Origin of the sequence: Streptomyces sp. NPDC058880, from assembly GCF_042742535.1 — a bacterium.
Taxonomy (GTDB): domain Bacteria; phylum Actinomycetota; class Actinomycetes; order Streptomycetales; family Streptomycetaceae; genus Streptomyces.
In genome coordinates, this window is the sequence record NZ_JBHYMC010000016.1 from 52,997 (window position 1) to 72,132 (window position 19,136).

Consider the following 19,136-nt stretch of genomic DNA (forward strand, 5'->3'; position numbering starts at 1 on the left):
GCGGGCGGGCGCCGCGGGCCCCCTCGGGGGGCCGGGCGGGCCGGCCGGAGCGCCCCGTGGCGCTCCGCCGGCCCGCGATCGGCGTTTCAGGCCGTCAGGTGCTTCGCGCGGGCGGTGAGGCGTTCCCAGTTGCGGTGGCCGATGTCGGCCTTCTGCTCATCGGTGAACGGCGAGGTCTCCAGGAAGGAGCGGGCTTGGCCGTTGCTGGTGTCGACGTAGGGGAAGCCGCCGGGGCGGAAACCGTAGGTGAAGGGGTAGTCGGTGGAGTACAGCATCCGGTCGGTTCCCATCACTTCGGCGGTCCAGCGCAGGTAGCGGGGGCTGTTGGTGCCACTGCCGGCGACCCAGAAGTTCTGCTTGAAGTAGTCCGTCAGGGGCTGCCGCAGACCGCCTGCCTCACCGAAGAAGCCGGTGTGGTCGAGGTAGAACATCACCACTTCGCCCCAGTGTCCGGCGATCACCTGCAGGTCGGGGAACCGGTCGAAGACACCCGAGAAGATCATGCGCAGGTACTGGATGCCGAGGTCGTAGTACCAGCCGAGTCCGGCGCCGGCCAGCACGGGGCCCATGGGCTCGGGGAGGTGGGAGTAGTAGGCGTCGATGACGGGCTGGACCGGCGTCTGCGGATGGAAGTGCAGCGGCACGGCGAGCCGCTCGGCCATCGCGTACAGCTCGTCGTTGTCCGGGTGGTCGGCCGGCTTGTCGCCGGTGCGTCCGTACAGCATGGCCCCGGGAAAGCCCAGCTCGACCACCGCGCGCTCCAGCTCGGCCGCGGCCGCAGCCGGCGACTGAGTGGGAATCGCGGCGAACGCCTGGAAGCGATCGGGCCTGGAGGCAACGATCGCGGCAAGCTGGTCATTGGCCTCGCGCGCCACCATCACGGCGTCGGCCTCGGGCAGGTCCTGCACACCCGGAGATGACAGGGACAGCACGGCGACGTCGATGCCCTGGTCGTCCATGTGGGCCAGCCGCTGCTCTCCGACCTCGTGCAGGTTCTTCGCTATCGGGCTGTCCCCGAACCCGCGCGAGAAGACCTGGGGCGACCCAACCCGCCGGTACGCCTCGTAGACGGCCGGTACGACGACGGTTTCTTCCACCCCGATGATCCGCAGACGGTCGGACATGACGGTTCTCCTCGCGCTGATGTTTCCACTGAAACCCATAAAGTGACATCGACGATACTATCGATGACACCACGATACGGAGAACGTTGATACCCATGCCGCTGCGAGGAGGCTATCGTTGGTCCATGCCTGTTGAACCGACCCTCACTCGGCGCGCCGCGGAGCCCGGTACCGCCGCACGGGAGCAGACGCGCCGCCGGATCATCGAGGCCGCGACCGGCCTGCTGGAGAGCGGAGGTCGCGACGCGGTCACCACCCGGGCGGTCGCCGACGCGGCCGGACTGCAGCCGCCGGCCCTGTACCGGCTGTTCGGCGACAAGAAGGGGCTGCTGGACGCGGTGGCCGAGCACGGCTTCACCCGGTTCCTCGCAGCCAAGCAACAGATCGAACCCACACCGCAGGACCCGGTCAAGGAGCTGCGCGACGGCTGGGACACCGTGGTCGAGTTCGGAGTGACCAACCCCGCGCTGTACGCCCTGATGTACGGCGAACCCGCGCGGTCCACGACCATGTTCCGGATCGGCCTCGAACACCTCATGGACCGCATTCGCCGCATCGCCGGTGCGGGGCTTCTGCGCCTGGAAGAGGGGCTCGCGGCCCAGATCGTCCACGCCACCGCCAGCGGCGCCATCCTGACCTGGCTGTCCCTCCCCGAGCCCGAGCGCGACCCCGCACTCCTTGCCGCCCTGCGCGAATCCATGATCGCCACCATCACCACTCAGGAACCGGCTGTGGAGGAACCGGGGCCGGGCGGCGCCGCCCGCGCCCTGCACGCAGCACTGCCCGGCCAGAAGGCCCTCAGCCAGGCCGAACAGCACCTTCTGGCGGAATGGCTCCAGCGACTGTCCGCATGACGGGCCCCGCGCACGGCGTCAAGTCCGCGATCATCGACGTGGTGGCCACCGCTGCCGCTCACGGCTGACTTCCGCAGCCCCGGTCCAGACGCCGGAGGCGCGCGCTCGGCCGAGCAGGATCAGGTCGCGGTGCACCATCGGGTCGAGCCGAGCGGTGCCGCCGCCCGGTTCTCGTGCCCCGGCCTGGAGCGGGCGGCCGCGTCGATGCACTTCGCCGTCCGGAGCGCTTCAGTGCCTGCACACCGGACTCCGACGTACGGCTTCCACTCTTTGCAGATCGTTTCTCGTCGGGTGGGAGATCGTTCTGCGCGATCGGCGGCCGTTCGGCGGCGGACGCGTCCCGGTGCGGGCGGCGGACGCCGCCCGCACCGGTGCCGGCTCACGCGGAATGGGACAGGATCTGGGTCAGGACCCACACGGCCCACGCCAGGGGGATCAGGGCCAGGTAGGCGAGCGGCCGCCGCAGGACGGGCGGACCCGTGTCGAGGTGGGTGCGGCCCGGGACGGGCTCGGACGGTGCGAGCCCGCGGTACTTGAGGTACGCGACCAGGTTCCACACCAGGGTGAGGGGGTTGACGATGACCAGGGAGAGCGGCCCCCACCAGCCGAGGATGAGGGTCCGGTAGGTCATCTGCCGGACGACGGCCAGGCCGCAGTCCCGGCAGAACGGCCCGTCCAGGTGCTCGAACTTCATCATGATGAGGATGCCGGTGTGGGCTCTGACCTTGAAGTCGACGGCGGTCCGGCCGCCGCACGCGCGGCAGACCGCGGGCGGGGCCTGACCTGCTGGAACCGGGGGTCCGTAACCGGGGGCCGCGGCGGCGGGGTTGCCCCAGGGCTGCGGGTGGCCCTGGCCGCCGGAAGCCGCGTACGGGGTGCCAGTCGCGGGGCTGTGGCCGGCCGGGTGGTGCGGTGTTGCCATGGTGGAACGATTCTCCAAGTCTGCTCGTGGTACGTGGCCTGGGACGAGCCGACCGCGGAACTCGGTTCCACCCGACGGGCCGTGACGGTTCACGAGGGGCCGAGCCGGCACAGCGCGGCGGCGGTCAGCGCGCGGACTGCGGCCGGCAGGGCGGTCCGGGCGTCCGGGGCGAAGTCCGGCGCGTGGTTGGCGGGGAGGGCCGCCATCTTCTCCGCCGCGGTCGAGCCCGCTGCGCGGGACCAGGCGGCCGGGCCGGCCGTGCCCAGCATCCAGTAGCCGAGCCGGATGCCCCGCTCGCCGTGCACCTCCGCCCCGGCATCGCCGAAGAGGGCGAAGTCCTCCGTGGCGAGCGAGGGCGGCCACATCGCCACCCGCTCCGCCCCGAACTCGGCGGCGTGCGCCTCCCGTACGGCCGCCGTCAGCGCCGGATCCGGGTGGGTGACGGGGGAGGTGGAGATCCGGACGATCTCCGGATCCCGCGGGCAGGCCGCTGCGGCGCACTCGGCGCGCACGATCCGCTCCACGGCCGCGGCGGCCCGGGCCAGCGAGGCCTCGCTCACCGCCCGCACCGTGACGGCCAGTTCCGCGCGGTCCGGGATGACGTTGGCCCGCTCCCCCGCCCGGAAGGAGCCCACGGTCACCGCCACCTGGTCGGCCGGAGCGGCCTCCCGTGCCACCACCGCCTGGAGCCGGGTCACCACGTGCGCCGCCGCCACCACCGGGTCCACGGCGAGGTGCGGAGCTCCGGCGTGCCCGCCGCGGCCGTGCACCACCACCCGGAGCGTGACACTGCCCGCCGTCATGGGCCCGTATCCGTGGGCGACCATGCCGGCCGGCAGCGGCGCCGCGTGCTGGGCCAGGACGTCGTCGGGCCGGCCGCACCGCCGGTAGAGGCCGTCGGCGAGCATCGCCCTGGCCCCCTCCAGCGTCTCCTCGGCCGGCTGCCCGGCCACGACGAGGGTGCCGCGCCAGGCCCGGGGGGTCCGGGCGAGCAGCAGCGCCGTGCCCGCGGCCGCCGCGAGGTGCAGGTCGTGCCCGCAGGCGTGCGCCGCCTCCCCGCGGGCCGCGTACGGCAGTCCGGTCGTCTCCCGGACCGGCAGGGCGTCGAGTTCGGCCCGCAGCAGGACCGTGGGACCGTCCCCGTTGCGCAGCACGCCGGCCACACCGTGCCCGCCGATGCCGCGCGTGGTCGTGTACCCGGCGGACTCCAGCCTGCCGGCGAAGCGGTCCGCCGTGCGCCGCTCCTCCCCCGACAGCTCCGGATCGTGGTGCAGTTCCAGGTACCAGGCCGTCAGGTCGCGCAGGTGCGCCCCGAGTCGGCTGAGCGGTGCGGCGGGCGGTTCGGGTGCGTGGCCGGTCATGGAGCCATGATCGGACGGCGGGCCGGAGGCAGCCCCGGCAGGGCGCTGACACTTCGTGACAGCGGAGTGTCAGCGCTGCGACGGGTCCGGTGACGGCGGTACCCGCTGTGATGGGAGCAGACCCGGCACGGCGCGACCCCGCGCCGTCCGCCCACCCGAAGGAGCCACCATGCAGAAGTCGCCCCTCGCCTCGCTCGCGGACGAGATCCTGGAGCTGGAGTCCGAGACGTTCGAGATCTCCGACTACTCGGACGCCAGCGAGGTCGTGCTCGCCGGTTCCACGAGCTGCAGCTCCACCTCGACCTGCTCGTCGACCACCAGCACCACCTCCTGCTCCGCCTGACCCGTCGGGCCGCGGACGCGGCGATGCCCCGGCCCCGCATCTGCGGGGGCCGGGGCATCGGCCGTTGCGGCCTCCTACGGGAAGGGGTGCGGGATCCTGCGGACGTCGGCGTCCGCGAGGTCGGCCGTGCGCATCCCCGCCCGCCGGGGCGCGGTGCGCAGCCGTGGCAGGTGGGGGGCGCGCTGCCGGGCCCAGCCGAAGTCGATCGGCAGCAGCCCGGGCACCACGGCGCAGACCGTGTGCAGGCCGATCCGCCGCTGCTCCGGGGTGGTCTGGTCGACGGTGACGACGTCGTGTCCGGCGCGTACCAGCTCGTCCACGACGCACCGCAGATCGTCGCGGAGGTCTCCGGTGCGGGGTCGTCCGTGCTCCGTCCAGGACCGGTAGAGCTCGTCCATCGTGCGTACGGCGAGCGGTTCCCGGTAGGGGCGGACGTGCTCCGCCATCGCGGGCAGCCCGTACAGCTGGGCGTGGTCCTTCAGGTGCAGCACCTTGTCGAAGTCGGCGGCCATCTCCTCCAGTTCGCCGCGCCGCTCCTCGACCTGGCGGGGCAGGTGCGGGATGTAGGTGAGCACCTCCGACAGGGCGGCCTCCACCGCCGCCGCCGGGTCGAGCGCGGCGCCCGCGCCGAAGGAGTACAGCCCGGGGCCGCCGTCGCGGCGCACCGCGAGCCCGGTGACGACCGGGACGGCCAGGTCGATGCGGTTGTCGAAGGCGTGCACGTCGTAGCCCTGGAGCGCGGCCCGGTCGGCCATCGCGCGCACGGCGGTCCCCGGCACGCTCGCCAGGTCGATCTCGGTCAGCCGCAGTCCGCCGTACCAGGCGAGCAGGAACGCGTCCCGCTCCACGAGTTCGAGCAGGGCGCCGAGCAGCGCCTCTTCCTCGCAGCTGCCGATGGCACAGCCGTTGGAGCACTCGAAGACGAAGTTGTCGGCGGCGACGCCGGCGCTGTAGTGCACCAGCCGGGCCGGGACCAGCACGGGGCGGTCGTCGCGCAGCGAGTGCCCGTACACCCACGGGATGGGCCGTTCGGGGTCGAAGGGGGACACCAGCGGGTCGTCCCGGTAGGTCTCGGCCGCGTAGAACCCGCACGCGGCCGGGTCCAGGGCCCGCTCGCCCAGTTCGGCGTACGCGGCGGTGAGCAGGGTCTTGCCGGTGCGGCGGTGGGTTCCGGCGTACCGCTCCAGTCCTTCCAGGTGGGCGAGGTCGCGGCTGACGGCGAAGCTGTTGGCCTGCCCGCTCCACGTCACGTCCGTCAGTCCCGCGTACCCCCGCATGAAGACGCTGCCCGCAACCGGTGCGGTGGTGGGCGAGGTGACGTTCTGCCAGGTCCCCCCGCCCAGCACCCCCGTCACCGGATTGGCCAGCGCCGCGTACGGCATCGGGTAGGAGGACGCGGCGCGCAGCCGCTGGGCTTCGGGAGCGGGCTTGGGCCTGGAGGTGGGGGTGAAGGGGCGCGGTGCGTCGGCGCCCCGGGGCCCGCAGTCGGGGCACAGCGGATCGGCCAGCAGCGGATACGTCCGTACGCGCAGTGTCTCCAGGTCCAGCCGGGATACCTGGGGCAGGGCCCGGTCGGCGGCCGCACCGGCGGGTGCGGCGACCCGGCCGCCGTGGACCGCCTCGTGCAGGGCGTACACCGCGTCGTGCGCGTACGGGGACAGCCGGGGCCACTCGGAGCCTGTGGGCGTACCCGGCCCGCGGCCGGTCTCCAGCGCGTCGCGCTCGCTCCGGCTGCGCAGCCGCTGGCGGCGCATGGCCAGGCACTGGCCGCACGCCGGTGCGCCGCCGTCTCCGCCCCAGGGGCCGACGAGCACCTCCCGCGCGCTGAGGTGGACGGTGGCCCGGGGCCGGACGGCGGCGAACGGGTCGGCGGCGCGCGGCCCCAGGGCATCGTGCACGCCCAGGGTCACCACGACGGCGCCGAGCGGGACCAGCGCCTCGGCGAGGTCCCGCCGGGCGGATTCGAGGGGTGTCCCGTCGGGGGCGGGCGGACACGGCGGGGTCGTGGTCATATCCGGTTGCTCCAGCGGAAGGTCTTGAGCCCGATCGCCCCGAACAGGACGGCGAAGCCGAGGAGCGCCGCGCAGCCGGTGCCGATGGCGGCCAGGGATCCGGTGCCGGTGAGCGCGCCGGTCGCCGCGTCGTTGAGGTAGCGCAGCGGCAGGACGCGGGAGACCGACTGCAGCCAGGCCGGCATCATGTCCAACGGCAGGAAGGACCCGGACAGGAACGCCATCGGCACCATCAGGCAGTTGGCGATGGCGGCGACGGCTTCCGGGGTGTTCGCGTAGCTTCCGACGATCACTCCGATGGCGAGGAAGGCGGTGATCCCGAGCAGCAGGGCGGGCAGCACGAGCGGCCAGCGGCCGTCCAGGACCAGTCCGAAGCCGGGGAGCACGGCCACCGCGACGAACACCGCGGCCTGCACTGCGCCCACGGCCAGGGCCAGTACGTACCGCGAGGCGAGCACGGTCGTCAGCGGGGTCGGCGTCAGCCGGATCAGCCTCAGCAGGTCGTCGCGGCGCCACTGCATGAGGGTGAAGGCGATCCCGAAGACGGCCGCGTTGGCGACGCCCCAGGACATCACTCCGGGCGCGATGTATGAAATGTACGGGCGGCCGGTCTCCTCGACGTCCTGGCCGCTGAAGATCAGGCCGAAGACGACCAGGAAGAGCAGCGGGAAGGCGAAGGTGAAGAAGAGGGTTGCCTTGTCCCGGACCTGCGCCCGGTAGCCGGCGGCGGTCAGGGCCGTGTATGCGCTCATGCCTGGTACTCCGTCTGCGGGTGGGGGCCGGCCTGCGGGCCGGGGTGTGCGGCTCCGGTGAGTTCGAGGTAGACGTCCTCCAGCGTCGCCGTGCGGGTCATCACCCCGTCCAGTCCGGTGAGCGCGTCGACGGCCTGGAGCACCTTGCCCGGCGTCGCGGTCTCCAGGACGAGGGAGCCGCCCTGGAGGACGGCCCGGTCCACACCGGGCAGCGCCGCCGCCTCCTCGACACCGAGCCGGCCGACGGGCAGCAGCAGGCGCGAGGGGGCGCCGGCCGCGGTGACCAGCCGGTGCGGCGAGTCGAGGGCGGCGATCCGGCCGCCGACGAGTATCGCGACGCGGTCGCACAGGGCTTCGGCCTCGTCGAGGTGGTGGGTGGTGTAGACGATCGTGCGGCCCTGGCTCTTGAGGGCGCGCAGTACCTCCCACAGGTCGCGGCGGGCCTGCGGGTCCAGGGCGGCCGTCGGTTCGTCGAGGAAAATCAGCTCGGGTTCGTGGACGAGTGCGGAGGCGATGGCCAGCCGCTGGCGCTGGCCCCCGGAGAGGTTCTCCACCAGGACGTCGCGCTGCTCGGTGAGTCCGACGCTCTCCAGGGTGCGGTCCGCGGCAGCCGGATCACGCCGGTACAGGCCGGCGACGGTGGCGAGGTGCTCGCGCGCGCTCTGCCGCACGAAGAAGGCCGAGGCCTGGGTCTGTACGCCCATCCGGGGCAGCAGGGCGGTGTTGCGGGGCCAGGGGCTCTGGCCGAGGACGGTGACCGTGCCGCCGTCGGCCTGGCGGAGCCCCTCCATGATCTCGATGAGGGTGGTCTTGCCCGCTCCGTTCGGGCCGAGGAGCCCGAAGAACTCGCCGCGGCGCACCTCGAGGGAGACCCCGTCCACCGCCCGGCGGTCGCCGTAGCGTTTGTGGACGTCCTCAACGGCGATGGCCGGGGAGTCGGGCGGTTGGGTGCTGTCTGTCGTCATGGGTCGTGCGTCCCTCTGTGTCTGTCGTGTGTCTGTCGTGCAGTGGGTTCGGGCCGGGTGGGTTCGGGCTGGGTGGGTTCAGGCGGTGGCGGCGTACCAGACGGCTGTCGTGAGTCCTGCCGCCAGGAGCAGGACGAGGGCGGCGGAGCCGGCGGCGTAGCCGAGGTAGAGCCTCCTGGCGCGCGGCGGATAGGCGGCAGCGGCCGTCCGGTCGCGCATCCGGAGGCGGAGATACCCCGAACTGGCGGGTGCCAGCCGTGTGACGCGCAGGCCGTGTCCGAGCATCGTGTAACCGTCCAGCGGGGGCAGGGGGATCAGGTTGACGAGCGCCTGGGCGCTGCCGATGAGCAGCAGTGCGGCGAGGGTGCGCCGGACGGGGTCGTCGCCCGCGGGCAGCAGGGTCCACCAGAGCCAGAACGGCAGCAGGAACAGCAGGTTGGCGAAGGCGCCCGCGGCGGCGACCGCAAGTTGCTGCCGACGCCTGTCCAGAAAACGGTAGTTGTCGACGGTGCAGTACATGATGGCGACGGGCAGCCGCCAGCGCAGCCCGATCTCGCCCACGGTGCCGCCGACATGGCGGGCGGCCACCCCGTGCGCGAACTCGTGCAGGGCCGTGCTCAGCCACATGAGGGTGGCCACCGCCAGCAGCGGGACCGGTTGGCGCAGCAACCAGCCGAAGGAGGAAACGAGTTCGCCGGCGGACCGGACGAGCGCGGTCTCCATGGCGAGGCAGCCGAGCAGCAGGGCGCCGAGCACCGCCGGGTGCAGGAGCGGGCGCAGGACGCGGTGCAGCCGGGCCGTCGTGGCATCGGCGTCCGCGACCAGCCGCAGCGTACCGCGGAGCAGGCCGCCCGTGAGCGGTGGTCCGGCCGGGGCGGGCGCGGGGGGCGGCGGGCCACCGGCGAGCAGCCGGCGGCTGCCGAGGAGGGCCAGCAACTGCTGCCAGTTGGCCTCGCCGAGCCGCCGCCCGAAGGTCCGGCCGTACTCGGTCCCGATCTCCGCCAGGCTGCGGGTGCCGTCGAGCCGGGAGACGAGGAAGTGCTCCTTGGGGCCGATCTCGAACGAGGCCCCCGACACGGGGTCCTTGACCAGGTGGACGGTCGCCGGCCCGGCGAGGAGCGGAGGGGACAGCAGGACCTCCGGGCGCAGGGCGGGCCGGTGGTCCAGCAGCCCGGTCATGTGGCGACCGCCGGGCTGCCGGCCGGGACCTCGCCCTCGCGCAGCACCCGCCCCAGCAGGTGGGCCAGGTACGCCTCGTCGCGGATGGTGACGTGCAGCCGGTTGTTGGTCATGTGCATGTACGGGGAGAGCAGCAGGGGGAGCGCCTCGGCGGGGTCCGTCACCCGTTCGTCGCGGGTGCCGTCCCAGGAGCGGAAGACCAGTTCCCCGTCGGCGGCCAGCGCCTCGGCGCGCTCGCGCAGCTCGTGGCAGTGTTCCGCCCACCCGGCCAGGAAGGCGGGGAGCCGGCCCGTCTCGCCCGAGGCCAGCGCGTCGCGCACGGCGGCGAAACGGCGGCCGAGCCCGGGGGCGGTCTGCCCGTAGGTCCGGTCGTACTCCTGGGAACCGATGAACCCGGTGCCGGGGAAGGCCTGGTGCCAGAACTCGTAGTACCGGTCGAGGTATCCGGCGAGTTCGTCCCGGTCGGGCAGGAAGACGCCCGCCATGACCATCATCAGCTGGGCGGAGGTGCCCAGCAGGACGGTGCGCAGGTGCAGGTTCATGCGGTGCAGCGCGTCGATGACCAGGTCGCTGGAGCGGGCGAAGTGCCATTCGGCGAGTTCGACGCCGGCGGGACCGCCGTACTTCCCGAATTCGGGCTCGTACGGCTCGCGGGAGTACGAGTTGTTCGGGCGCAGGTTCATCCGGCCGTCGGGTCCCATGAAGGCCGCCCGGTCGCCCTCCGGGAACTCGATGTCGAAGAGCGTGTTGTAGAACTCGTTGAGGAATCCGGAGTCGACCTCGTAGAGGGCCGGCCGGGCCCGCAGGAAGGCTGCCACGGCCTCCTCCGCGCGGCGCCGCACCTCGGGTTCCGCCTCCGGAGTGGCCGGGCGCAGCCGCAGCCGCACGTGCGGTCCCTCCAGCCAGTAGTTGATGAAGAAGTGCCCGGCGAGGAGCCCGTCGGCGGTGAGGCCGGCGATCAGCGGCCGGACGCACTGCACCAGCAGCGGCTGCGGGTTGGCGGCGTAGAAGATGTGCAGGGCCTGCCAGGCTCCGCGGGTGTCGCCGGGGGCGCCGGTGGTGGACGGGGTCATCTCGGCCATCGCGTGCCGCCTTCCTGGTCTTCGGGGTCCGTTGCGTGCCGGTGGGTGGTAGTGAAGGTCTCGACGGCCAGTTCGGCGACGTGCGCGCCGTCCGCCGAGCGCACGTGCAGGCCTCCGGGGTCGGGGAGCATCTCCCGGAAGACGACCCGGTGGGCCGGATCGCGCAGCAGGGTCTCGAAGGCCGCGAGCGACAGCAGGCTCGCGAAGTCGACGTAGGTCGGTTTGGCCCCGGCTGCCGACGGGCCGGCCGACACCGTCGCGAACACCTGTTCCGGCAGTCCGTGGGCCCGGCGCCAGCGCTGCCAGTCCAGGAAGTTGCCCGCTTCCAGTGCCCCTCGGACGGGCAGGTCGCCGGCCGCGGTGGTCCAGCTGCGGCGGCTCAGCACGACATCGCCGTGGACCACTCTGGGCCGGGTGGTCACGCTGTCGCGGGCGGGGCCCTCGGGTACGCCGGCCCACACGTCGAGCGGTGACATCGAGGACGGGGACAGCAGCAGGAGCGTGCGCGGGATCGCAGGCAGGGCGAGCGGCACCAGGTAGCCGAGGTAGACGGGGACCACCTCGCGCCCGAGGCTGCGCGACCGCAGCACCACGCGCCCGGTGGCCGGCACGTGTTCGGCGTACAGGTCGTCCAGGTGCAGCTGGTGCTCCGGCGCGAGGGTGCCGCTCTCGCCGGGGCAGACGATCTCGTAGTCGGTCAGCCGGCCGTGCAGGTTCAGGTTGGTGGTGACCGGGCCGCCCGTCACCTCGGCGAGGACCGCGCCGGGCGGGGTGATCCGGTTCGCCGTGGCCCGCAGGGCGTCCGAGAGGCCGGCGCCCGTCCCGTCGTACACGTGGGTGAAGCGGCTGAAGGGGAAGGACAGCCCGCCGTACGAGCGGTTCAGCACGGTCAGCGGCGTGCCGTCGGCCGGGTCGCGGCCGAGCTGGAGGTGGTGGCAGCGCGGCGCGAACGGCGCTGCGATCGGGCCCAGTTCGTCCGCGACCGCCGCGAGGTCCGCCTCGTCGAGACGCAGGACGGCCGCCGTGTCACGGCCGTGCGCGTCCCCGTACGCCGTCCAGGCCCGCCGCATCCGTCCGGTGAAGGCACGGCGCGCCGCGTCCAGGGCGCGGATGCCGGGCAGGCCGAGCCAGTTCTCCTCGGGCACGTACTCGCCGCGTTCGTCGAAGGGTCTGCGCCGGGCGGTGAACGACAGGTACTGGTCGAAGAAGTCCTCGTGGAAGTCGTGCACCAGCCCGAGGAGGTCCTCGCAGCGGCCCCCGGCGCCGTAGCGGGCGGCGAAGAACCCTTCGAAGGTGATCCGCTGGGCCAGTGTGAGGTCGAAGGCGGGCAGGATCCGCTCGACCGACCGCAGCGCGGTCCAGTCGGGCGGCGGGCAGGGCAGTTCAGCGCCGGCGCTCACGTCCTCGTACAGCAGGGTCTGCGGCAGGGCCGCGTCCGGTGCCCCGAGCTCCTCCTGGGCGCGGCGCAGGCCGCTGCGCAGCACCCGCAGCAGTTCGGCCCGTTGTGCGCGGTCGGCGGCCGGGTAGCCGGCCAGAGCGGCGGCGGGCGCTTCGAGCAGGGCGGCGAGCCGGTCCGCCCAGGGGCGCTCCAGCGAGGTCAGCGCCTGCCGGAAGGAGCTCAGCGGGTCGCCGCTGTGCACCTGGGTGTCCAGGCGGGGCGCGTGCACCATGCCGAGCTGGAGGAGGGCGGAGACGTACGCCTCGCACTCCTCGGGGCCGGCGGCGTGCTCGGCCGCCAGCCAGTCGGTCAGGTCCCGGTGGCGCAGCTCGGGACGCTCGGCGAACAGGCCGAGGAGCCGCTCCAGGGTGCCGCTGCGGCGCAGGAAGAACAGCCGGTCCTGGACCGCGTCGAAGGTGACGGCGGCCGCGTCGTCGCCCGCCGTGACCGAGCGCCGCACATAGCGGATCCGGTCGTCCTCGTGGCCCCAGCCGGAGGCCAGGCGCAGCGGCAGGTCCCGGCGGCGTTCCGGGTCGGCCTGGATCAGCTCGGCGATCCGGGCGAGGACGACGACGTTGAGCCGTACGCTGCTGCTCCACGCGTCGGCCACCCGCGTCCCGCCCGGTACGCCCCCGCCGGTGCTGTCGGTGAAGCGTCCGGTGGCGACGGCGGTGAGGGTGCTGAACGGGCTCGTCTTGCAGGCCGTGCGGTACACGTAGGACAGCAGGGACCGTTCGGCCTTGCGGGCCCGCCCGTTCGGCGCGTTCCCGGCGCGGGCGTATCCGTCGAGCTGCCCTTCGAGCACCGGTGAGGCCAGCAGCAGCCCGGCGCGCAGCCGCTCGTCGCGGACCAGGCCGCGCAGCGCGGACCGATTGCGGGCCAGGTCCGCGGTGAGCAGTTGCGGCCCTTCGGCCAGCAGTTTGTCCAGCAGGCGGCGCCGGTGCAGCCAGCCTGCCAGGTCTTCGGCGGCGGCCTCGTCCACGGCGGCGACGGCTTCGACGGCGGCTTCCGTCGAGGCGTCGGGCCGGGCCGGCAGCCGGTCGTTGTGGATCTGGCGGCGCAGCTTCAGCAGCGCGCGGCGCCGGGCCGCGCCCGGGCCGTCCGGGGCCGGGTCGGTGGCCCCGACGGCCGCGTGGAGCGCGTCTCCCAGTCGCGCGGCGCCCTGGCGCAGACCGGTCTCGGCGGTGAGGACCTCCTCGGCCCAGCCGCGGGTGCGGTCGGCGCGCAGGACGTCGACCGCGGACAGCGGGAGCCCTGCGACGCGCAGCATGAAGCGGTCGCCCGCGTGCCACTCGGTGGTGTTCATCGTGCCGCTCCCTTCAGGCGATCTCGTGACGGAAGTCGGCCGGCCGGGGACGTTCGTGACCCAGCAGCATGATCAGCAGGGGAGCCTCGTCGGTGCCGGTCAGGCCCAGCTCCTCGATGTAGGAGATGTTGTCGAAGCCGAGGGCCACCCCGGCGCCCAGGCCGAAGGCCGCGGCCGTGGTGTAGAAGGTCTGGGCGACGGCTCCGACGGTGCCGCCCACGAGCCGGTAGCCGCGGTCGCCGACTCCGTCCAGCACTGCGGTGGTGCGGACCGTCGGGACGAGCACCGCACCGGCCTGCTCCAGGTTGTAGTTGGAGAGGAAGTAGGTGCGCTGCAGGAAGGGGCCGGGCGGTCCTGCCGTGATCAGCCGCAGGGTGTGCGCGGCCGGGTCGTAGGCGTACGCGCCCGGGTCGATGCCCCGGACGTGGTTGACGAAGGCGTACAGCGAGGTGAGGGAGGGGCCGCCGGGGCTCTCGGCCTCGGTCCCGTACCGGGTGGCCGCGCAGTCGGCAAGTGCCGCGGCGAGCTGTTCGGCGGCGACGGGCCGGGAGGCGTCGAAGCGGCCGAAGCTGCTGCGGCGTTCGCGTAGGGCGCGGGGGGCCGGGACCGGCGGCGCGGGGGGCCGGGGCAGCGCCAGCGGTTGCGCGCCGCGGGGCGGGTGGGCGGCCGCCGCGTCCAGCGCTCCGGGCGCCGGGCGGTCGGCGGCCCGCCCCTCGGTGGCCCGGTGGACGCGCCGCAGGGTCTCGAACTCCAGGACACGGCGCGAACGTTCGGCGTCCCGGTGCCGCGTGGTGGCGCCCGTCGCCCCGCCCGCACCGGGCTCGCGCCCGCCCTCCCAGGTCAGCGGGACGACGGCGAAGACGCCCTCCTCCTCGGGGGCCACGCCCAGCAGCCGGGCCAGGCGCTCCTCGTCGAACCACAGCACGGGGTCTATCCGCAGCCCGTACTGCGCCGCCCACAGCCGCCAGGTCTGTACGAGGGCGCCGACGTCCATGCTGACGGCGTGGAAGGAGAAGCTGTTGTACTTGAAGGCGTTCTGCCAGTACTTGACGCCGAGGACGAGGTACTGCGTGGCCCGTCCGGCCGGGCCCGCGCCCGGACCGAGGGCCTCCCGGACGTCGCCGGTGACGTCGCCGGCGAGCAGTCTGCGCAGCCCGTGCTGGTGGGGAGCGTAGTGGTAGAGCCCGGGTGTCAGCGGTCCGCCGGGTCCGGCCGCCCAGTGGACCGTCACCGGGTAGAGGCCGCCGCCCGAGGCGGTACCGCGCGACCAGTTCGCGTGGTGGTAGTGCGGGAGCGCCGCCAGGTCGGTGTTGGCCTGGACCGCGAGGCGCCGGCCGGTCAGCCCGTAGGAGTCCCGCAGCATCCCGGACAGCAGCGGCAGGGTGAAGCCCGGCAGGAGCCCCGGCGGCGTGTGCGGCGGCACCGGTAGGGGGAGCGTCTCGGCATCCGGGTGGAACTTGGCCTTGCGGGGCCGGTCGGCCCAGTCGGGGACGAAGTCGGCGGGCTCCATCGGCACCCGGCCGCGGTGCATGATCTCGTGGGCGTAGACATGGGCGTGGCCCATGGGTCCTCCTGCATTCGGGTCGGACGCCGGCGGTGGCCGGTCAGGGGAAGGGGTGCGGTGCCGGGTTGAGGTCGCCGGGCTCCAGCGGGCGCTCGCGCAGCCCGGCGGCGAACAGGCCGGTCCGCATCCGCGGCATGCCGAGCGCCCGCTGCCGCGACCAGCCGAAGTCGATGGGGAGCAGGCCGGGGACGAGCACGCTCACCGTGTGCAGTCCGAGGGCTCGCTGCTCGGGCATCGTCTGGTCGACGAGGACGACGTCGAACCCCTCGGCGGTGACCGCCGACACACACCGCTCCAGATCGGTGCGCACGTCGTCGGAGGCGGTCGCGCCCTGCTGGTCGGGCCACCGCAGTTCGGCGACGGTCCGCGGGCGTTCGCGGCCGGAGCTGCGCAGCAGGAAGTCCGCGTGGGCTCCCATCTCCGGGATCCCGTAGACGAGCGGATGGTCGTGCAGTGCCGTGACCAGATCGAAATCGGCCGCCATGGCGCGCAGCCGGGCCTCGTCGCGCTCGGTGCGCCCGGGCAGGTTGACGGCGTCCGTGGCGATCTCGCACAGCGCCGAGGCCAGGGCGGACTCCGGGTCGAGGCCGGCGCCCGCGCCGAAGCACATCCGGCCGGGTCCACCGTCGAAGCGTTCGGCGACCGCGGTCACGACGGGGACCGGGAAGGTGATCCGCGTGTCGAAGAACCGGGCCCGGTAGCCGTACATCGCCAGCCGGTCGACCATCGCGCGGGTGGTCGGGCGGGAACTGCTCGCCGGGTCGATCTCCGGGAGCGGCTGGCGTCCGTACCAGCTGAGCAGGAAGGCGTCGCGCTCGACGACCTCCATCAGGCCGAAGTAGGCCGCCTCGGCCAGACTGCCGCCCGAGGCGCAGCCGTTGGAGCTCTCCTGCACGAACCGGTTCTCCAGGCCGGGGGCGTGGTAGTACGTCAGGATCTCCGGGACCAGGCGGGGCGTCCGGTCGCGCAGCGACCAGCCCCAGACCCAGGCGATCTCCCGGTCCGGGTCGAAGGGGCGCACGCGCGGGTTGTCGCGGTGGAAGGCCTCGTCGTACAGCCCGACGTCCCTCGGGTCCACCGCGTCGGCGCCGAACCGGTTCAGCGTGCCGGTGACGCTCGTGGTGCGGGCCCGGGCCCGCATCCCCGCGTAGCGCTCCAGGCCCTCCAGGACGCCCACGTGCGCGCTGCGCGCGAAGGAGTCCGTGTGTCCGCCCCAGAAGGTCTCGCGCAGGTACGCACCCGAGCGCATGGAGAAGCAGCCGATGGTGGCGGAGGTGGAGGTGGAGGAGACGTCCTGGACGAGGGAGGGGCCCAGCGCCCCGCACAGCGGGTTGGCGAAGGCGGCCACGTCGATCCCGTACGACTCGACGGGCCGGGTGCGGAACACCCCGGGCCGGTGCTTCGGCGCGGGCGGCAGTTCGGGCACGGCCGCTGCGGCGGTGTCCTCCTGCGGGGCGGCGCAGACCGGGCACTCCGGGTCGGGCACCAGCGGGTAGCTGCGTACGCGGCCGGTCCGCAGGTCCAGCAGCCGGACGGCGGGGAAGACGCCGCCCGCTGCGGGCGCGCCGGGGCGGGGCTCCCGGGCGGCCGTGACGAGCGCGGCCAGCGCCGAGGCCGCGAAGGGGTGCGCGTAGGGCCAGTCCCCCGCGGCCCGGGTGGCGCCGCCGAGTTCGAGGGCGTCCCGGAGCGCCACGGACCGTACCGCCTGCCAGCGGCGTTCCAGGCAACGGGCGCATCCGCCGGCCGGCCCGACGACCGCCTGGTGGCCGTAGAGGTGCACGGGCACGGTCGCGCCGTCGAGGGGCTCGGGCACGGGGCGGGTGAAGGCGTCGGCGAGACCGAGCGGGGTGAGCGTGACCCGGGGGCCTCCGAGCGCCGCGAGGTCGCGGTCGAGCCGGGCGGTGAAGCGGGCCGCCGCGTCGGGGCCGAGCGCGTCGGGGAGGCCGGGGAGGCCGGGCGCCAGGGGCTCAGTGGTCATCGCCCGGCTCCTGAGCGGAGGTCAGCAGCACTCTGGCGGTGTGGAGTCCGGCCGAGGCCAGGTCCGGGGTGCCGGTGGACACGGCGTAGACGTCGCGGCCCGCCGACCGCAGCCGGTCGAGCACCTCGGACCAACCGTCGGCGGACCGGCCGTCGGCGGACCGGCCGTCGGTCGCGACGGTGAGCGTGCGGGCGTCGAGGTCGGCCAGCAGGGGATCACCCGTGTCGGCCGGTCCGCCGGGCGCGTCCTCGTCCCGCTCGAACTGCACGGCGCCCAGCAGGTCCCGCAGCGCGGTCACCGTCGCCGTTCGTCGGTCCAGGCAGGCGCCCACGGCCCAGCGTTCCCCGGCCCGGGCCAGGAGCACCTGGACACCGGAGTGCGCGGCCTCGCCGAGGTCGAGGAGCTCGACGGCGAGCCCGAGCCGGTCCGCCGACCGTACGAGGAAAACGAGTTCGGCGTCGCCGGTGTCGTCGCTGCCGTCCGGCAGCGGCACCGGCAGGGCCGCCGCCCCGCGGACGGCCCGCAGCAGGGCGTCGTGGGCCAGGGCGGAGAGCAGGCCCGCGGCGGCCGCGTCGGCGGGCGAGGGTCCGGCGCCGGCGCCGGCGCGGGTCCGCTCGAAGAGCCGGTCGCCGTTGTGCGGGCCGAAGGGGCGTACGGCGCCCGCCGGCACGAGGGCGGGTTCCTTCGTGACCAGGGAGACGGCCGGCTGCCAGGCGGCGGCCGTACCGGGCAGCCCGGAAGCGATGGTCAGCGAGCCTTCCGCGACCGCGGCTTCGCCACGGGCGGCTACACCGTACGCGGGGACGACGTGCTCGGCGTAGACCACGGCCGCGGCGTCGAGCGCCCGCATCCGGGCCCCGGCGACGTGGTGGACGTCGAAGGCCGCGATCGCCCGGGAGGCCGCGGGTCCGGTGCCGAACTCGACCACGCTCAGCTTGAGGGGGATCTGGGTCAGCGGCTCGTCGGCGTAGCGCGTGAAGACGCCGGTGTACGGACGGACGAGCGCGGAGCGCCGGTTCAGCTCCTCCACCAGGGCCTCCGCCGCACGTGCGGTGTCCAGGGTGGGCAGGGCGGGGGTGCAGGTGGTACCGGCTTCGGCGAGGTCCACGGGGGCCGTGGCCCGGCTCGTCGCCTCTTCGTCCGGGGCGCAGAACGGGCAGCGCGGGTGGGCCAGGAGCGGTTCGGCCGTCACGTCCAGCGAAGCCATGTCCTGCACGATCACCTGGCCTGCGGTCTCGGCGGGCAGCGCCCCGCTGGTGGTGCGGAAGACCTCGTAGCCGAGGAGGTTGCCGATCATCGCGGCCAGTGGCCGCCCGGGCTCCGGGCCGGACGCGGTCGGCCCGCCCGGCAGGGCCAGGGCGCTCCAGAGCTCGGCCGCCGCGGCACCGTCGCGGCCCGCAGCCGCGCCGAGCCGGAGCGCGGCGCAGGCCCAGCAGCCGGTGGCGGTGGAGGTCATGAGCGGGCCGATGACGGCGTCGGCCCCGTAGGACCAGGCCGGCAGGAGGGTGCGGCCGGCCGGGATGCCGGTGCGCAGCAGCGGCAGCAGGCGTGCGGGCGCGGTGCGCCCGCCGGTGACGACCACGAGGTCGTACTCGGACAGTTCGGACCAGGAGGGCTGCCGGTCCGGGGCCGTCGGCAGGGTACGCAGCTCCACCGGGCAGCCGTCGGCGACGGCCTCGGCCGCCTCGGCGTCGAGTTCGGGCGTGCCGGGCGGTGGGGTGCGCAGGGCCGGTGTCACACCGACGAGCGCGCAGCCGTTGCGTATCAGGCTCGATGCGCACCAGCGGGCGACGTCGTCGTCGCCGAGGACGGCCACGCGGGTGTCGCGGAAGCGCAGGAACCGTGCTTCGGCGTCGTCGGCGTAGTGGTCGGCGTAGGCGATCTGCGGGGCGTACCGGCGGGCCACGTCGGGGGCGGGCGCCGGCTGCCCGGCCGCGGATGCGTCGGGGGCGGCGACAGGACGGGCGAAGTCCCTTTCGTACAGGGTCCGCACGAGTTCGCCGACCATGGCCTGCTGTGCCTCGCCGAGACCCCGGCACAGGTCGGCGACCGAGTGCTCGCCGGTGAGGTGGGGGACGATCAGTGTTGCGAAGCGGTAGGCGGACTTGGCCGTGAGCCGGAAGCCGCCGTCCGCGTTGTGGAACAGCACGCCGTCGGGCGTCTCGGTGAACAGCACGTCCCGGCGGATCCGGGGACGGGTCTCGGCAACGGCGTGATAGCTGGCGTGGGCCATGGGGACACCCCTGGGTGCGGTCT

General features: G+C 74.2%; 14 protein-coding genes. 2 read left to right on the top strand and 12 right to left on the bottom strand.

Features of this window, described 5'->3' with window-relative positions:
* Positions 1-86: 86 nt before the first annotated feature.
* Positions 87-1,124 (bottom strand): amidohydrolase family protein, encoded by a 1,038-nt coding sequence (locus ACFW2G_RS12480; protein WP_384449204.1) that lies wholly within the window; start codon positions 1,122-1,124, stop codon positions 87-89.
* 125 nt (positions 1,125-1,249) lie between these two features.
* On the opposite strand from ACFW2G_RS12480, the gene ACFW2G_RS12485 reads away from it, so the two are divergent.
* Complete coding sequence (locus ACFW2G_RS12485) at positions 1,250-1,978, top strand: TetR/AcrR family transcriptional regulator (RefSeq protein WP_384581687.1); 729 nt, start codon at positions 1,250-1,252, stop codon at positions 1,976-1,978.
* Between the two features lie 379 nt (positions 1,979-2,357).
* Here ACFW2G_RS12485 and ACFW2G_RS12490 read toward each other — a convergent pair whose 3' ends face one another.
* Complete coding sequence (locus ACFW2G_RS12490) at positions 2,358-2,900, bottom strand: hypothetical protein (RefSeq protein WP_384581685.1); 543 nt, start codon at positions 2,898-2,900, stop codon at positions 2,358-2,360.
* An 89-nt stretch (positions 2,901-2,989) separates the two neighbouring features.
* Complete coding sequence (locus ACFW2G_RS12495) at positions 2,990-4,261, bottom strand: amidohydrolase (RefSeq protein WP_384449195.1); 1,272 nt, start codon at positions 4,259-4,261, stop codon at positions 2,990-2,992.
* 169 nt (positions 4,262-4,430) lie between these two features.
* On the opposite strand from ACFW2G_RS12495, the gene ACFW2G_RS12500 reads away from it, so the two are divergent.
* Positions 4,431-4,604: a thiazolylpeptide-type bacteriocin gene (locus ACFW2G_RS12500; protein WP_037917023.1), complete on the top strand. Its 174-nt coding sequence runs from the start codon at positions 4,431-4,433 to the stop codon at positions 4,602-4,604.
* 74 nt (positions 4,605-4,678) lie between these two features.
* Here ACFW2G_RS12500 and ACFW2G_RS12505 read toward each other — a convergent pair whose 3' ends face one another.
* The 9 genes from ACFW2G_RS12505 to ACFW2G_RS12545 form a co-directional block, all read right to left on the bottom strand.
* A complete protein-coding gene (locus ACFW2G_RS12505; RefSeq protein ID WP_384581683.1) occupies positions 4,679-6,616 on the bottom strand; it encodes a TOMM precursor leader peptide-binding protein in 1,938 nt (645 codons plus the stop codon).
* Positions 6,613-7,368 (bottom strand): ABC transporter permease, encoded by a 756-nt coding sequence (locus ACFW2G_RS12510; RefSeq protein ID WP_384581681.1) that lies wholly within the window; start codon positions 7,366-7,368, stop codon positions 6,613-6,615. Before ACFW2G_RS12510 ends, ACFW2G_RS12505 begins: the two co-directional genes overlap by 4 nt.
* A complete protein-coding gene (locus tag ACFW2G_RS12515) occupies positions 7,365-8,333 on the bottom strand; it encodes an ABC transporter ATP-binding protein (RefSeq protein ID WP_384449188.1) in 969 nt (322 codons plus the stop codon). Before ACFW2G_RS12515 ends, ACFW2G_RS12510 begins: the two co-directional genes overlap by 4 nt.
* Before the next feature lie 78 nt (positions 8,334-8,411).
* Entirely contained in the window at positions 8,412-9,512 is a 1,101-nt protein-coding gene (locus ACFW2G_RS12520; protein WP_384581679.1) for a peptidase M50, read from the bottom strand.
* Positions 9,509-10,585: a lantibiotic dehydratase C-terminal domain-containing protein gene (locus tag ACFW2G_RS12525; protein ID WP_384449303.1), complete on the bottom strand. Its 1,077-nt coding sequence runs from the start codon at positions 10,583-10,585 to the stop codon at positions 9,509-9,511. The genes ACFW2G_RS12520 and ACFW2G_RS12525 overlap by 4 nt, the downstream gene beginning before the upstream one ends.
* Positions 10,582-13,338, bottom strand: coding sequence for a lantibiotic dehydratase (locus ACFW2G_RS12530; RefSeq protein WP_384581677.1), 2,757 nt, complete (start codon positions 13,336-13,338; stop codon positions 10,582-10,584). Before ACFW2G_RS12530 ends, ACFW2G_RS12525 begins: the two co-directional genes overlap by 4 nt.
* Positions 13,339-13,351: 13 nt before the next feature.
* Positions 13,352-14,902 (bottom strand): SagB family peptide dehydrogenase, encoded by a 1,551-nt coding sequence (locus ACFW2G_RS12535; RefSeq protein ID WP_037917005.1) that lies wholly within the window; start codon positions 14,900-14,902, stop codon positions 13,352-13,354.
* A gap of 40 nt (positions 14,903-14,942) precedes the next feature.
* Positions 14,943-16,880 carry a TOMM precursor leader peptide-binding protein gene (locus tag ACFW2G_RS12540; protein WP_384581675.1) on the bottom strand — a complete coding sequence of 646 codons (1,938 nt, stop codon included), beginning with the start codon at positions 16,878-16,880 and terminating at the stop codon, positions 14,943-14,945.
* Positions 16,870-19,113 (bottom strand): TOMM precursor leader peptide-binding protein, encoded by a 2,244-nt coding sequence (locus tag ACFW2G_RS12545; protein WP_384449179.1) that lies wholly within the window; start codon positions 19,111-19,113, stop codon positions 16,870-16,872. The genes ACFW2G_RS12540 and ACFW2G_RS12545 overlap by 11 nt, the downstream gene beginning before the upstream one ends.
* Positions 19,114-19,136 lie beyond the last annotated feature (23 nt).